We start from the raw sequence: 16,536 nt of genomic DNA, 5'->3' as shown, positions 1-16,536 counted from the left end.
CTGTCAGTGTTTAATGGTAAGAAAGTTAACTTTTGCAAGTGTTTGTCGGCCCTTGGGTTACAAAGGGCTAGATATGAAATCTTTTGTTACAATAACCTAGTTTGAGTAATATTCCCTACTCATTAACAGCGACTGAGAGTCAACATTAAAAAGGCGCATCCCGAAAGATACGCCTTTTATTATGAAATCAACGTCGATTTAAGCTTTAATTAAGCTTATTTTTTATCTTCGTCAACTTCAGTAAACTCAGCATCAACGACATCGTCATCCGCTTGGTTGTTGTTACCAGCATTTTCAGCGCCTTGTTGGAACTGGCTTGGATCCATACCTTCTGGACCAGCACCGCTGTCAGCATAAATCTTCTGACTAATTGGTAAGAAAGCATTGTCTAGCGCTTCAAGTTTGGCTTTGATATCATCATAATCATCTTCTTTAGCAGCCGCTTCAAGCTCAGAGATGGCAGTTTCTACTGTTGATTTTTCATCTTCAGTGACTTTATCGCCAGCTTCTTTTAGCGCTTTTTGTACCGCATGAATACGACCATCTGCTTCGTTACGTACCTGCGCAAGGTTAGCAAATTTCTCATCTTCAGCAGCGTTGGCTTCAGCATCACGCACCATTTGTTCGACTTCTTCATCCGACAAACCAGAATCCGCTTTAATCTGGATACTTTGCGCTTTACCAGTACCTTTATCTTTCGCTGAGATGTTCATGATACCGTCAGCGTTAATGTCAAAGGTAACTTCGATTTGCGGCAAACCACGTGGCGCTGGTGGAATATCCGTCAAGTCAAAACGACCAAGCTGTTTGTTTTGGTTAGCGATTTTACGCTCACCTTGATACACCTGAATCGTTACGGCTGGCTGGTTGTCTTCCGCCGTTGAGAAAACTTGTGATTTCTTAGTTGGAATCATGGTGTTTTTCTCAATGATTGGCGTCATGACACCGCCCATGGTTTCGATACCGAGCGTCAATGGTGTTACGTCAAGCAATAGGACGTCAGTTTTGTCACCAGACAATACCGCACCTTGTATCGCAGCACCAGCGGCAACCGCTTCGTCAGGGTTCACATCTTTACGTGGCTCTTGGCCGAAGAATTCTTGTACTTTTTGCTGCACTAATGGCATACGAGTCTGACCACCAACTAAGATGACGTCATCAACATCGCCAACTTTTAGACCAGCATCTTCAAGGGCAGTTTTACAAGGACCCATCGTGCGTTGTACTAAATCTTCCGTTAAGCTCTCAAGTTTTGAGCGGCTAATAGTGACAACCAAATGCTTAGGACCACTGCTATCGGCAGTGATATATGGTAGGTTGACTTCAGTGCTTTGGGCACTTGATAGCTCGATTTTTGCTTTTTCAGCGGCTTCTTTTAAACGCTGCATCGCCAGCGAGTCACCTTTTAGGTTGACGTCTTGGTCTTTTTTGAACTCATCAACCAGATAATCAATCAACGCTGAGTCAAAGTCTTCACCGCCAAGGAAGGTATCACCATTGGTCGCTAATACTTCAAACTGCTGCTCGCCATCAACGTCAGCGATTTCGATGATTGATACGTCAAAAGTACCACCACCCAAGTCATAAACGGCAACGGTGCTATCGCCTTGCTTCTTATCCATACCGTAAGCAAGTGCGGCAGCGGTTGGCTCGTTAATAATGCGTTTTACATCAAGACCAGCGATTTTACCCGCATCTTTGGTTGCTTGACGCTGTGAGTCATTAAAGTACGCAGGTACTGTTACAACAGCTTCGGTGACGCTTTCACCAAGATAGTCTTCCGCTGTTTTTTTCATTTTTTTCAAGATTTCAGCAGAAACCTGTGGTGGCGCTAATTTTTTACCGTTAATTTCAACCCATGCATCACCGTTATCGGCTTTAGCGATTTTATAAGGCACCATACCGATGTCTTTTTGTACCACTTTGTCATCAAAACGACGACCAATCAGACGTTTAATGGCAAATAAAGTGTTGTTTGGGTTGGTCACCGCTTGACGCTTTGCTGACTGACCGACCAAGATTTCGTCATCTTTGTAAGCGACAATCGATGGTGTGGTACGTGTACCTTCAGCATTTTCGATGATTTTAACTTTATCACCTTCCATCACTGCGACACATGAGTTCGTTGTACCCAAGTCAATACCAATTACTTTACCCATAATTAATTGCTCCTAATTTATTTTTTAAATAAGCTATTTATCTCATCAGACCTAATCTAGCAGATACTAGACGGTCACTTGTTGTTCTATATAGGTTTGGCGCTGTATTATTTCAAGTCATTTAACCGGCAAAAAATGTCTTTTATGTGATTTTTTGTGTAAACCCTTATTAATAGTAAGGTTTAGCGTGGTTAAAGACTTATTATTTAAAATATTAATTTTAAATGGTTAAGCTGGCAGAACCTATTGTCCAACACGAACCATTGCGGGGCGCAGCAAACGACCGTTCAGACTATAGCCCTTTTGCAGTACTGTACCCACAGTATCGGCTTCAGCTTCTGGATCAATACCAACTGCTTCATGCAAATCAGCGTTAAATTTCTCGCCTTGTGGCTCAACCACTTCTACGCCGTTTTTGTTTAAGACATCTAATAATGCTTTATGCGTCAATCTGACGCCTTCGATAACAGGATCATCTGCTTGAGCATTTTCGATAGCGCGCTCTAAATTATCGACCACTTCTAATAGCTCTTTGGCAAATTTTTGCAGGGCAAATTTTTTGCTCTTATCGGCTTCTTGCTCCATGCGTTTTTGCGCATTGTAAGCTTCAGCATTGGCGCGCGCTGTCCCTTCTTTCGCTTGCTTGACCTCGCCTTCTAACTCGGCGATACGGGCTTTAAAAGTATCTAAATCGATATCGTTTTCGATAGTGCTTTCTTCCCCTGAGTTTTGCTGTGGATTAAACTCTTCTAGCGTTTCTTTTAAGATACTATCATCGTGCTCGACATTGTCATGCGAAACGTTGTCGTGTGGCACGTTTTGATCAATATTTTCGTGATTATTATTCTGCTCGTTCATGATGGCTCCTTTATATAATTATGAATAAGGCTATTAACTGAATAATGATGGATTAGAAAACGACACCATAAATTGGCCAGACAATGAAATAATCGACCATTAGCCAAACCGTGATTTTATAAATCACCTATGGTTAGCAATAACTTTTAACTACCTTCTGATAGCTGATTAATAAAGGTGATGAGGGTAAATTTCAAGCCTACTGTGTAGAATTTTTATCGCTGGTTATGAATACTACCTTAATCCATGATAACGATATGGTGATGCTTGAGATGATTACCTACTTTAAAACAACCTTATTCCCTTTACGCTTATTGTCAATAAGTAATTCATTTCACTAACAAAACCTACAAAAAAACGTCAGTTAAGCCAGATAAATTACTATTAGCCTGCACACTCTTACCAAAGAATACTCAACTTTATTTTCGCCTATCTTATGATATTTACAAATATAATTTATCATTTATGGGAGGTGTTATGCCTTATTCAGCGACATTATCAGTCAACACCTTACTTAATAAAGCAGTAAGGACACTAAACCTTACGTCTTTAGGTCAAGAAAAACGTCAGCATTCATCTGTTAACTCATCAAACAACCCTTCAGAGAATGTTGAAAATGAGCCGTTGCCCATCAATACTTTGCAAATAAGCACTGACGATAGGCAATCCTGCATTGACAGCGAGCACCTATCCATTAGAGATAAAGTACTGCATCACAATTTGCTGACGACTTATCAGCCACATTTGCTGCACTATGCAATGAAAAGTATCGGTCTCTTGCCAGAAACAGTATTAGACAGCTTGGTTGATTATCTAGATGGACCTACGGCTAAGCAGTATGAACACGTTGATGCGCATTTGCGTTTGATTCTGGCGGTAAATAGCAAGCTTAAAACCCCTTTACAGCTCTCAGAGATGGGCGAGCTGCGTAAACGCTTTGCCACTGACGCCGTTGCTATGCAAACGCCAAGAGTTTGGCAGCAGGCAAGCTCATCCTTATTCGACATGATAAAACCTTTTACTAAGAAAAATGAACCTAGCGTCAATTGGGAAGATAAGACGATTGCCAACGCTGATGATGGCGATATGCTGGTTCGTTGTTATCAAAAGCAAGTAAACGCAGCAGGCTTTAGTTTTAAAAAGAAAGCCAAACGCAATCCTGATGAAACCGTCATGCTATTTTTCCATGGCGGTGGCTTTTGTATTGGCGACATCAACACCCATCACGAGTTTTGTCATGCTGTCTGTGAGCGAACAGGATGGCCAGTGGTCAGTGTCGATTATCGCCTAGCGCCTGAACATCCTGCGCCTACGGGGTTAAGAGATTGTATTGCCGCTTATGCTTGGTTAGCTGATAATTGCCATAAATTTGGGGCACTAGCGTCACGTATTGTTTTGGCAGGAGATAGTGCAGGCGGCGGCTTATCAACCATGATTGCGCAACAAGTCATCACGCCGTCTGCAAAAGCATGGCAAGACTTAGGGATTGATGGGCAAAAAACGTTTGAGATATTACAGCGCCTGCCGCAGCCACTGGCACAAATGCCTTTATACCCTGTGACAGATATCGAAAATGATTATCCAAGCTGGGAGCTATACGGCGAAGGGTTATTGCTCGATCACGCCGATGTGGCGGTTTTTGATGCGGCTTGTTTAGAAAATAGTCCGCTGCCACGTCAACATATCTTGACGTCGCCTATGCTCGGTGACAATCGCCACATTTGCCCGACCTATGTCGTTGCAGCAGAATTGGACGTTTTACGTGATGAGGCGTTTGCGTATGCCAAGCAGTTAGAAGATTATGGTAGAGCTGTCCAAACTTATACGGTCTACGGTGCGCCGCATGGCTTTATTCATTTTATGAGCGTGCACCAAGGACTTGAGCAGGAAACCAATCATATTATCCATGGCTTTGCTGGTTTTGTACGTGACATTATAAGTACACAAAATTTATTAGCAGCCTAAGAAATAGAATAGCCGTTATCACTAAAAAGTGAGGTTGGCGTTTAATGGGCAATTAAGGACTTATGACAACTAAATCGTCAAGGACATTAATATGATAAAGATAGTTTTTATGAATTGGGCTGACCGTTTAACGTAATGAGCCAAACTTCAGAACGTGAGCCTAAACGAAAAGGTATGCCCCAAAACCCATAACCTGACGATACCACAAAGTGACCTTTACCGACTTTTTCGTAGCCGTAGCCCAAGCGATTAATCGCCTTTACAATAAAATTAGCTGGAAATATCTGCCCATTATGGGTGTGTCCTGAAACCTGTAAATCAATCGGCAACTGGCTATGCGCCATAATATCGCTCGGTCGGTGGTCTAACAAAATCACTGGCTCAGTAGTATTCACTTGTTCGAGCAATTCGGTCGTCGCTACCCTCTGCCGTTTATGATTATCAAAACGTCCAATGAGCCAAACCGGCTGACCTTGATGCGACAGACAAATCGCTTCATCGTTGAGCAACTGCACGCCAGCAGCTTGTAAAGCTTCACTAATTGGCTGCTCGTGACCGTACAAATCGTGATTACCTAACGTCGCATAGACACCGTAGCGCAGACTACTTACCAGCTTTGCCAAATCTTCTGCCATATTATAGGCCGCAAACGCCTTGGTATTGTCATCCATAATATCGCCTGGCATCAACAATATGTCTGCTTGATAGCTCTGCACAATGTCATTGAGCCGTTCGATAGATTTATTGCCAAATAAACGGCCCAAATGCAAATCACTGGCTACTGCAATACGCAGCGAGTAATTTAGCGGCTTATTAATCTTGACAGACAGCTCGCGCACCGCCGGCACGTAAGCGTTATACAGCGTATAGCTAAATAGGCCTATAAAGAAAACTAGGGCAAAAATGCGTAAGCCAATACTAATTACGCCTGTATCATAAAAAGTAGGAATACCCAAAGCATGTAAAAGCCAAAAACCACCATATAATACACTGCTCAATAGCGCCGTTAGTAGCATAAAGTGCATCACCATCATCCAAGCGCTTATCCAGCGATAGCTATTGGCAAATGATTTTGTGACGCTAAGCAGCAAAAAAACATTGGTAATCGCAAAGACAGCAAGCCAAGTCACCTGTATTAATAAAGGCGTGCTCCAAGGCTGTAGCCACCATTCTAGACTGCACGCTGCGCCAAAACTAAACAGCTGCAGCAGGACAATAATAGTGATAATAAATGCGTAACGCATGAAAATTCCTAGCGAGATAATATTTTGATAAAGCGTTTGCTGGGTTGTGGCAGTATTTATAAATTAGCGGATTATAGCGACTGCTTTTTCAATACTTGTGAGCGCTGGGATGACTACTATTGCGCCGACTGCAAGGTAATCATCCATATCTCAGAGCGCGTGCCAAGCCTAAAGGGTACTGCGCCAATACCATAGCCAGAAGTCACCAAAAACTGCGTGCCCTCACTGTACTTTGCCCCATAAACCAGCGGCGTAAACCACTTTAGTAATATCGTTAAAGGAAATATCTGCCCGCCATGCGTATGCCCTGACAGGTGCAAATCGATCGGCAAACCTTTTATTTGCTCCAAGTCAGCAGGGCTGTGCTCTAAAAATATTACTGGTTTATCCGCCCTCACTTCACTAAGCAAATCTGTCGCAGCCGGACGTGCGGGATCTGTCTCATCTGAACGCCCTATCAGCAACACTGAATCGTCTAACCAAACGCTTTTATTGTCAATTACCTGTATCCCTGCGCGTTCAACGGCCTTGGCAATTGCCACTTCGTTACCAGAATAATCATGATTTCCCAACGTGGCATAGACACCGAGCGGCGCTGTTAGTTTTGATAAGTGCGCATGCATATTGGTTTTATCATAAGCGTCAGTAGAATCATTCATGACGTCGCCTGCGATGACCACGACATCAGGATTTTGGGCATCGATCAGCCTCACCATCTTATCTATCTGCCGATTGCCAAACCATCTCCCTAAATGCGTATCAGACACTAAAGCAATTTGCAGCGGCCGCTTAAGTGGCTTATCTGTCGTGACGTTTAGACGATGGACGACAGGTGAATAGGCATTAAATACCGCCAAACCTACAATACCAATATAAGTTATCGCTGCAACGGCGCGTATAAGTTTTGGCTGAATTTTTTGCTTAAGAATATAACCATAGACCAAGGCAATAACCGCAGTTATTAATGCGGCATAAAACATAAAGCCTTGTAAAATACCGACAACCAGATAGACATGAAAGCGCTCGCGCCAAAATTCACTCAAGCCGTAGAGCAGAAAAGCATTGTTGATAATAAAAACACTTAAAAACAAACCGGCTTTAGCTAAGCGCTGTTTTGGTTGAAAGAACCAGTAAAATATCACGCTACTCATCAGGGCGAGCAGCTGGGTAAGAATGATAAAAGGCCACATAATAAAATTGAATCAGACAAAGACGGGCTTATAGTACGCCAATATTCTTACCTGTTGTAGACAGCATGATGGTTTATTGAAACTTTATAGAACTAGAAATATAAAGCACTTAGTAATTTAACGCTATTTTTAAATCAATGCTTTAAAAACGTTGTTTCAAACCCATTGTTTCACATGAAACATATCTTTTAAAGTTTACGATTGCTGCTCCAACGCTTGCTCTAAAGCTGTGTGTTCAAATTCAAAGCCTGCGCCTAGTAGCGCTTGTGGCAGCACCTTTTGCCCATCAATCAACAAGGTCGACATCTCACCAAACATCAGCTTTAATAAAAATGCTGGTAAAGTAAAAAATGTCGGACGATGTAGCCATGCGCCAAGCATCTTAGTAAAAGTATGATTGGTCACAGGGTTGGGCGCGGTCAAGTTATAAACCAGCGCTGGCGTAGCGTTTGCTGTTGTTAGAGTATTATCAATACTATTCACTTGCTGTCTCTGACTACTAAGATGTTGCTCAATGATAAATATTACCGCTCTTACCCAATCAGTACGACTGATCCAGCTCATAATTTGCTTACCGTCACCCAATTGACCACCGACACCCATTTTAAACGGCGTTAATAATTTACTGACCATACCGCCCTTAGGATGGATAACCACACCAGTGCGTACGATAGCAACAGGGACACCGTAATCGGTAGCTTTTAGCGCCAACTGTTCCCAGTCGTCACAGAGTTTATGCGAAAAATCAGCGTTAAAACCACTGCTTTCTGTCAAAGACTTATCACCTTGAGGACCATACCAGCCAATCGCTGAACCGCTAACCAGTAGCTTAGGTTTGCTATTACTACGCGCAATAAAATCCAGTAGCGCCTCAGTAGGTTTGATACGGCTGGCAAGCAATTGCTCTTTACGCGCGTCACTCCAACGTTTATCAGCAATCCCTGCGCCTGCTAGATTCAAAATAACATCAAAGCTTTTATCTGACTTCACCAGCTCATCATAGGTCATCATTTTAATATCATTAGGATGCGCCTGCTTACTATCGCGCGTCAGCCACGTAATCTGCACTTTTTTATCATCCTTTTGATAGCGCTTAATGATTGCTTCACTAAACGCGCTACCTAAGAATCCCGAGCCACCACTGATTAGAATATCCATCGCTTTTTATCCTTATAGTTTTCTTGCCTTTTTCTCAGTGTGACAAAAAACCATCTACAAAAACAAGAGATGAATTATAGGTATAAGGCGTAAAGTAGGATTGGGTATAAATAGAGGACTGAACTACTAATATAAAAAATATTAGCTTTTAAATGGTTACTAACGAATCACTTGACCCGTTCGAGCATCGCTGATTTGGCTAGGGAGCTGATAACCAAGCGTCTCGCCCTTTAGATAGCCAACTTGCTCATTGCTATCAGAAAAATAAGCCTGTGCTTGTGAGAGCGTTAAAGCAGGCGGCTGACCGGACGGGTTACAGCTGGTCGAAACGACAAAGCCATAGGGATTATGGACGGACACCACTTGACGGCACAGCTGCTGCACCAAAGGATGGTCAATCACCCGCACCGCCACACTATGATGGGAACCGGTAATCCACGCAGGGATAGAAACGGGTAAGTTTTCTGATAACGGTAATAACCACGTATGCGCCTGCTGGCTATTGACGTCGGAATCAGTATCGTTACGCCAACTGACTAACACTTGCTGGCGTTGATCTTCATTTAGACTATTTAACAACATCTTAAGTCGACTGACACTATCGGTGACCACAATCATACCCTTCTCTAACGGTCGTTGCTTGATGGCCAAAAGCTGCTGTATCGCTTGTTGATTAAAGGGGTCACAGCCGATACCCCAAACGCTTTCGGTTGGATAAGCAAGCAGCTGTCCTTGTTGTAGCCAATGCGCAGCTTCGATGACAGAATCGGTGATAAGAGCTTTAGATGTAGACATAGCGGAATGAGAAAGGAAAGTATGAGGAGATATAATACAACTTAAACGATGAGTAAAACAGCAGGTTTAAAGATTTCTTAAAATCGCGTTTTGATTAATAATAAAACTACACGCGCAAATAACGCCCACCTTGTACACTGATAACGCCTAATAACTCCAGCTCCATAAGTTGCCCAATCAATTGCGCGGCCGACATATCAGTAGTATTTAACAACGCATCTAAATCCTGCCCATGCCAATCAAGTTGCTCATAAATGAGCGCTAAATGCTCAGGAATAACACTAGTATGGGAAGAAGGTTTAAGATTAGATTGTGGCGATTGATTAATACTTTTGGTAGAGAGTTTCTGTGTATTTAGAGAATTGGAACTTTGGCTAAGAGTTGCTTGCTCAATACTAGACTCTGCATTAGATGACGGCTGATAAGTATGCGCTCTATAGTCCAACTGATTATTAATATCTTCAAGGACGTGCTGCGGATGATAAATCAACGTTGCGCCTTCACGTATTAAATGATGGCAGCCTTCGGCATTACTATTATCAATATGGCTTGGAATGGCAAAAACTTGTTTACCTTGCTCGGAGGTTAGGCGCGCAGTAATCAGTGAGCCGCTTTGAATGGTCGCTTCAGTGACAATGGTCGCGAGGCTAAGTCCTGCAACTAGACGATTACGGCGCGGGAAAGTGTGTTTGTGCGGCTGCGTGTGCGGTAGTAACTCACTGACGATACAGCCGCCTTGATCAATAATCTGACTAAATAATTTATCATGATGATTGGGGTAATTGACATCAATCCCCGTCCCCATCACGCCAACCGTACGGCCTTGATATTGTTCATCAGACTGAGCTAAAGCACCTAAATGGGCACGCTTATCGACACCCAGCGCAAGACCACTAGTGATAATATAACCAGCTTGTGCTAAGTATTGCGCCATATCAAAGGTGATTTTTTGCGCGTGGGCAGTGGGTTTTCGACTACCAACGATGGCGATTTGCGCTTGCTGCAAACGCGCTTTATTACCGCGATAAAATAACACAGGTGGTGGGTCGTATATTTCTAGCAACTGCGCTGGATAAGCAGGCTGGTCTGCAAATAGCAGACCGTATTTTCCGTCTAACAATGCTTGCTGGATTTTATCGATAGTAGTGAGCGTTTGTTCTAGCTGCTCATGACGCTTAAGATGGGTACTGTAAATGCCCAATTGACGCCATGCCTCTACTTTAGCGTCCCAAGCAAGCCCTGCCGTACCAAAATTAGAGATGAGTTTATGATACGCTGATAATGACGCATTCACTTCAGCCCACAGCGCCAAAACGGCACGCTGCTCGGCGGATAAAAGAGAAGTGACTGCGGTCATAATCATCTAGCTCATTTAGTTTAAGTTAAACTCTTAGCTCAAAGAACAAGTATTGTACTCATTATAGATATTGCACTTATTATAGATACGGCGGTGGTAACAGCTGATCACCGACATTAAGCGGTAGCTCAGAGTCAAGCACATATGCATAGCTGATATTATCAAAGGTATTAAACACCATTACCATACCAGTAGGCTCGCTTGGTAAACGTACTGGCGTGTCATTATCCTTGATATCGCGTATGACCGCGCCTTTTTGAAAAACGGTCAATACATCACCAGGCTTGGCACCGTGTGCGCTGCCCAAATTGATCGCAACGACGCTGCCCTTAGCGGCTGAGCTAATAGAATCCATCACGCGAACAATCATACCGCCGCGATTAACGGTTGCTGGCGTTGGATAAAATACTGGCGGAATTGAATTATTTAGCTCCACAAAAACGCGGTCGCCTTCACGCACTTCTTTGCCATAGCTGTCGATAAGCTGCAAGCTGGTCACGCCATTGGTTTCGGTAGACGTGACCAAACCGGTAGCGACTTGAGTCACTTCTAAACCGATAATTTTTTGTGTTTTAGGCTCGACATACTTTTCGCCTTCACGGTAAATACCGTAACGCTGGCCAACGATAAGTGGTACGCCTTTGGCATAGACCTTATCGCCACTAGCGGTAATCAAATTGCCTTTTTTTGAGGCTAAAATGTATGGGGTGGTATTAAAATCTGCTGGATTAACAATGATGGTCTTGTCGAGCCAATGCTGAATAGCAGACCATGGAATAGGGGGAATACTATTAGCGGTAGAGGTCACCGTGACTGAGCTGGCAACCACATTACCAGTCAATTGTTTTTCAACCCCTGCGCAACCTTCGCCGGTATCGACCCCGACCAAGGTTTTACCTTGAATCACGCAGAGGATAAGAACGTCGTTAGGATAAATAAGGTTGGGATTTTTAATTTGCTTGTTGGTTGCCCAAATCTCTTTCCAGCGCCAAGGACTGTCTAGATAACGCCCTGATATATCCCATAAGGTATCGCCTTTTTTGACGATATAGCGATTGGGCGCATCAGCCTTAATAGTAGGCGGTGGATTATTGGCGTGGGCAGTGGTCAGCAGCATTGCACCACTAAATGTCGTCAGTAATAGTGCGTTTGCTATCTTCTTTAAGCTCATCTTCATTGTTATATCCACAATACATACCGCTAATATAATGTCTATAAAGCAGCTATTCAGTATGATTGACAGGTTTAGTTGTAAAAATCGCCTAGCCTAATAATGACTTACCGACGCCGTTTTCAATATTACAATTATATATACCATAACACAATCATAAACATTTTATTACAATGGCGTAACCTAAATTTAGTTATTGATAACTGGATATTAATTTTGATAAGCGGTTAATAAAAATAAGCTGCCTAAGCTGGGTTTGGTGTCACATGCTGACGAATTTGCTCAGCGACCAATTCAGCATTATTATCTAATACCACCACTTGCTGCGGTAAGGCTTCTAAGCCATCGGTATGCGCAGGACGCGCAATTTCTATCTCTCCAACCGCCTCAAAAATAGTATCGGCAAATTTCACCGGTAATGCTGTTTCGGCACAAACAATCACTTCTCCCTCACGCTGTAATTCTTTAGCGACTTTAATACCGTCAGCCGTGTGCGGATCGACTAGCTCACTATGCTGCTCATAAAGTACCTTAATAGTTTGCAAGCGGTCGCTATGGGTGGACTTGCCCGCAGCAAAGCCATAACGGGTATTGACCGCTTGCAGCAAATCAGACAAATCAAACCCTTGGCCAGATTTCACTCCTTCAAATAATTCACTGACACGGGCACTGTCTTTGTCGAGTAGCAGATAAACAAAGCGCTCAAAGTTGGAAGCTTTAGAGATGTCCATCGACGGACTTGAGGTGACGTAAGTCTTATCAGTCGGACGCGGCTGATAGGCCCCTTGATTAAAGAAGTCGTTAAGCACATCGTTTTCATTGGTCGCGACGATTAGACGCTCGATTGGCAAACCCATTTCGCGAGCGATATGACCGGCACAGATATTGCCAAAGTTACCTGATGGCACGCTAAAGCTGACTTTTTCATCGTTGCTCGTCGTGACCGCAAAATAGGCTTTAAAGTAATAAACAATTTGCGCCAATATCCGCCCCCAGTTGATAGAGTTGACGGTTCCGAGGTTATAAGCGGCTTTGAATTCGGCATCTTGCTGCAATGCTTTGACGATATCTTGGCAATCATCAAACATACCGTCAATGGCGATATTATGGATATTAGCATCAGTTAAGCTATACATTTGCGCGCGCTGGAATACGCTCATTTTACCGTGTGGTGACAACATAAAGACTTCGATATTGTCTTTGCCGCGCAAGGCATATTCTGCCGCACTACCGGTATCGCCACTGGTCGCACCAATGATAGTAATACGCGCGTTTTTTCTTTTTAGCACATACTCAAAGGCATTGCCCAAGAACTGCATCGCCACATCTTTAAATGCCAATGTCGGACCGTTCGACAACCCTAAAATATATAAATCATCTTCAAGCTTACGGACAGGAACAATCTCATCAGAACCAAATATCTCAGCAGTATAAGTACGCTCGATAATATCTTGCAAATCAGCCGTAGGAATATCAGTGACAAAGCGCTGCATAATCGCCAGCGCCAACTGTGGATAGCTAAGCGAGCGCCACTCGGTAAGCGTCGCATTATCAATATTTGGATACTGCTCAGGCAGCATCAAACCGCCATCTGGCGCAAGACCCATCAATAGCACATCACTAAAATCCATCGGCGCTGTCTGACCACGGGTACTGATATATTTCATTAGATTGTCCTGTCTACAATGAGATGATTAATTAAAACAGTTTATTCAGCAGTTTTGTGCAGTAAGGCATAATAGAAACCGTCGCCGCTCTCGCTATCAATTGGCAAGCACTGGCGACCAATTGCTTGTTCGATACCCCAATTGCACTCATCGCTAAATTCAATGGCTTCTACATTACTATAATGAGTCATAAAATCCTGCATTTTCTCGACGTTCTCTTGCTTTAAGATGGAGCAAGTGACGTATAGCAAATAACCACCCGCTTTTAGCTGTGGCCACAGGTTATGCAAAATATCCGCTTGTAACAATGCGGTTTGCTCAACGTCTTCTTCGGTACGTAAGATACTGATATCAGGATGACGACGAATCACGCCAGTCGCGGTACAAGGGGAATCGAGTAATATTGCATCAAATACCGGCTCATTGGTAGCCGCTTTTTTATTTTTCCCATACTGCCATCTGGTGGCATCCGCACAGACGATATTCAGTTCGACACTTTTCTCTGCTTGCTGCAAGTCGTGCTGACTTAGGTTCAAGCGCTGTAAGTTCTCACGAATACGCTCAATACGCGGCGCTTCGTTATCGATAGCCGTTACCTTGATATCAGTAATTACTGGTGTCGCTTCTGCATCATCTTGTTTCACGTGAAACAACGATGATTCGTCATTAGCGCTTATGAGCTCTAACCAATGCGCCAATTTACCACCAGGTGCCGCACAAGCATCTAAGATATGCAGCTCATTATTATGGGCTTCTGAATCAATGTCTGTATTGGATTTATCAGTGCTTATTTTAGCCATCAACGCTTTGTTAATAATCGGCGCAGCAAGTTGAGCATGCATGTCTTGTACGCTGGCAACTCCTAAAGCAAAATCAGGCAAAGCGCTAACAGCGGTGCTTTGCTGTAGTCGCAACCCTTTAGTAGATAGCGTGGTGTTTAAAGCGGTATCTGACGAGTGCGCTAATTTAAAACCAGTCGTTAGCTCAACCACATCCGCCTCAATCTCTGCCCCATCAAGTATTTTCTGATAATCCTCTACTGAGCTAACCGCCGAATTGACGCGTAAAAACATCGGTGCTGCTTGGCGCAAACCTTGCATCAGCTCGTCATACTGCTCGCTCCAGTCCTGCTTAAGCTGATAAGCAAGCCAGTTCGGCAGACTGTGCTTTTTATCACATTTTTTACGAAATTTGCTAGGATTCTTAGCGACTTTACGCAAGATAGCGTTAATCAAACCTGTTGCATGGGCAAAATCAATCTCTTTTGCCGCTTCGACCGTTTCATGAATCGCTGCATGGTCCGCCACTTCTAAATACAGCAATTGCGCTAAACCCACTTGAATAGTCGTACGAACTTCGACCTCATCGATAGGATTGTCCGCTAGCGTATCGAGCAAACGTGCCAGCGCGTACCACTGGCGCAGTGTCGTCAGTAGTAAGGCATGGGCAAAGCTTTTATCGCCGTCGTGCAGACTGTTGAGTAACGGGTCAAGGACGCTGGCAAGTGATTGACCATTTTGAATGGCCACTAAAGTGCGAATCACCCGGACACGGACGCTACCATTCATAATAAGGTTGCTTGACGGTTTGAGCTTATTATTTCTTGGTGCAGTGCTGGTTTGTCTCATTAAATTGAATTTCCTTGACGTCTGATCGACAGCGTCTGATAAAAGTTAGATTGCTTGTTATTAAATACATTAAGCATAAGTAAGTTACTTTACTTCTGCCATAAACTGATCACCATCGTTTAATTGATTACCATGGCAAATTTGCTCAGCAGTCACTGGCTTACCACCTGCAAATTGTAAGCTGGTAATCGCCAAAGTCGTCGCTGAGTATTCATTGCTTTGTGGTTCGCTAATAGTGTCTCTGCCGCAAGCGACCAGTATGGCTTTTCGCCCAACACTGATAACAGTGCCCGCAGGCTTAACGGTTTGCTGTAATGGATTTACAGGCAGACTGGCCAAAATTTTGACGCGCTGCCCTGCTAAAAAGGTGTAGGCGCCAGGCCAAGGTGTCAGTCCACGAATCTGGCGTTCAATCTGTGTAGCAGACTGCGTCCAGTCGATTTCGCCTTCGGTTTTAACCAATTTTTCCGCATAATTGGCTTGGCTGTCATCTTGAGCAACCGCTTGTGCTTGGTAATGCGCCAAGTCTTTTAATACGGTAGTAATAGCCGCCGCGCCAAGTGCTGCCATCTTATCATGCAAGCTGGCGGCCGTATCATCAGCTTCGATAGGTGCGCTGACTTTATAAAGCATGTCACCCGTATCCAAGCCTTTATCCATCTGCATAATGGTGATACCAGTCTTGCTATCACCCGCTAGTAACGCCCGATGAATCGGGGCGGCACCGCGCCAACGTGGCAACAGCGAAGCATGAATATTGAGACAGCCATAAGTCGGCGTGGTCAATACACCAATCGGTAAAATCAGACCATAAGCGGCAACAATCATCACATCAGGCTGATAGCTTCGCAGCGTTTGGCGCGCTGCCATACCTTCGGTACTGGACTTTTTGAAAGTAGATGGCTGTTCAAACACAATGTCATTGGCCAAAGCCACTTGTTTGACCGCCGACGCCGCCAGTTTTTGTCCGCGACCCGCTTTACGGTCGGGCTGGGTATAAACGGCAACGATATCTATATTCAGCGCTTCTTGCTGCTCGATAAGCGCCTCAAGACTAACCGCTGCAAACTCTGGGGTGCCAGCAAATATCACGCGTAGCGGTTTAGCAGCAAATGGCACTTTGATAGCAGCGTTTTGCTGAGGTTGAGTGGCATTAATAGATAAATCAGATTGTGCAGCAGGTGTGGTCATAGTCAGGCAGTATTTATGGTTAATTTGCCTATTATAGGTGAGTTTGTAGCGTTGTGCCATGATTGTAATAGCAGCAATCAAGCGCTATTAATCACGCGTTTTATCTTTATAATAGTTATTAAGCGTAGTTTTGACTTCATATTAAGACATACC

At 43.7% G+C, this 16,536-nt stretch carries 12 protein-coding genes; 1 reads left to right on the top strand and 11 read right to left on the bottom strand.

Translation table 11 applies throughout. From position 1 onward, the window contains the following. Positions 1 to 215: 215 nt before the first annotated feature. Both dnaK and grpE read right to left on the bottom strand, forming a co-directional pair. The gene (dnaK, locus tag JFC07_RS03290) at positions 216 to 2,159 is read right to left on the bottom strand and encodes a molecular chaperone DnaK (RefSeq protein ID WP_068405012.1); all 1,944 of its coding nucleotides are present in this window, start codon (positions 2,157 to 2,159) and stop codon (positions 216 to 218) included. A 243-nt stretch (positions 2,160 to 2,402) separates the two neighbouring features. After that, positions 2,403 to 3,017 (bottom strand): nucleotide exchange factor GrpE, encoded by a 615-nt coding sequence (gene grpE / locus JFC07_RS03285; protein WP_068405014.1) that lies wholly within the window; start codon positions 3,015 to 3,017, stop codon positions 2,403 to 2,405. A 477-nt stretch (positions 3,018 to 3,494) separates the two neighbouring features. Here grpE and JFC07_RS03280 point away from each other — a divergent pair, with 477 nt between their 5' ends. Continuing rightward, positions 3,495 to 4,982 (top strand): alpha/beta hydrolase, encoded by a 1,488-nt coding sequence (locus JFC07_RS03280; RefSeq protein ID WP_198328109.1) that lies wholly within the window; start codon positions 3,495 to 3,497, stop codon positions 4,980 to 4,982. A 107-nt stretch (positions 4,983 to 5,089) separates the two neighbouring features. Here JFC07_RS03280 and JFC07_RS03275 read toward each other — a convergent pair whose 3' ends face one another. The 9 genes from JFC07_RS03275 to fmt all read right to left on the bottom strand — a co-directional run bounded on the left by JFC07_RS03275 (position 5,090) and on the right by fmt (position 16,383). Beyond that, the gene (locus JFC07_RS03275; protein WP_068405018.1) at positions 5,090 to 6,226 is read right to left on the bottom strand and encodes a metallophosphoesterase; all 1,137 of its coding nucleotides are present in this window, start codon (positions 6,224 to 6,226) and stop codon (positions 5,090 to 5,092) included. A gap of 116 nt (positions 6,227 to 6,342) precedes the next feature. Further along, positions 6,343 to 7,416: a metallophosphoesterase gene (locus tag JFC07_RS03270; protein ID WP_068405019.1), complete on the bottom strand. Its 1,074-nt coding sequence runs from the start codon at positions 7,414 to 7,416 to the stop codon at positions 6,343 to 6,345. Positions 7,417 to 7,611: 195 nt separating this feature from the next. Continuing rightward, entirely contained in the window at positions 7,612 to 8,574 is a 963-nt protein-coding gene (locus JFC07_RS03265; RefSeq protein ID WP_068405021.1) for a TIGR01777 family oxidoreductase, read from the bottom strand. A gap of 159 nt (positions 8,575 to 8,733) precedes the next feature. After that, positions 8,734 to 9,369 (bottom strand): L-threonylcarbamoyladenylate synthase, encoded by a 636-nt coding sequence (locus JFC07_RS03260; RefSeq protein ID WP_198328108.1) that lies wholly within the window; start codon positions 9,367 to 9,369, stop codon positions 8,734 to 8,736. Positions 9,370 to 9,475: 106 nt separating this feature from the next. Then, the gene (dprA, locus tag JFC07_RS03255; protein WP_198328107.1) at positions 9,476 to 10,726 is read right to left on the bottom strand and encodes a DNA-processing protein DprA; all 1,251 of its coding nucleotides are present in this window, start codon (positions 10,724 to 10,726) and stop codon (positions 9,476 to 9,478) included. Between the two features lie 79 nt (positions 10,727 to 10,805). Continuing rightward, positions 10,806 to 11,903 (bottom strand): LysM peptidoglycan-binding domain-containing protein, encoded by a 1,098-nt coding sequence (locus JFC07_RS03250; protein WP_198328106.1) that lies wholly within the window; start codon positions 11,901 to 11,903, stop codon positions 10,806 to 10,808. Positions 11,904 to 12,142: 239 nt separating this feature from the next. Further along, a complete protein-coding gene (thrC, locus tag JFC07_RS03245) occupies positions 12,143 to 13,564 on the bottom strand; it encodes a threonine synthase (protein ID WP_198328105.1) in 1,422 nt (473 codons plus the stop codon). A 41-nt stretch (positions 13,565 to 13,605) separates the two neighbouring features. Beyond that, positions 13,606 to 15,192, bottom strand: a complete 1,587-nt coding sequence (locus JFC07_RS03240) for a transcription antitermination factor NusB (RefSeq protein WP_198328104.1) — start codon at positions 15,190 to 15,192, stop codon at positions 13,606 to 13,608. Positions 15,193 to 15,276: 84 nt separating this feature from the next. After that, entirely contained in the window at positions 15,277 to 16,383 is a 1,107-nt protein-coding gene (fmt, locus tag JFC07_RS03235) for a methionyl-tRNA formyltransferase (RefSeq protein WP_198328103.1), read from the bottom strand. Positions 16,384 to 16,536 lie beyond the last annotated feature (153 nt).

The organism is Psychrobacter faecalis, assembly GCF_016107575.1.
Taxonomy (GTDB): domain Bacteria; phylum Pseudomonadota; class Gammaproteobacteria; order Pseudomonadales; family Moraxellaceae; genus Psychrobacter; species Psychrobacter faecalis.
Note: the sequence above shows the minus strand (reverse complement) of the source record. Positions and strands in the feature narration are given on the sequence as shown.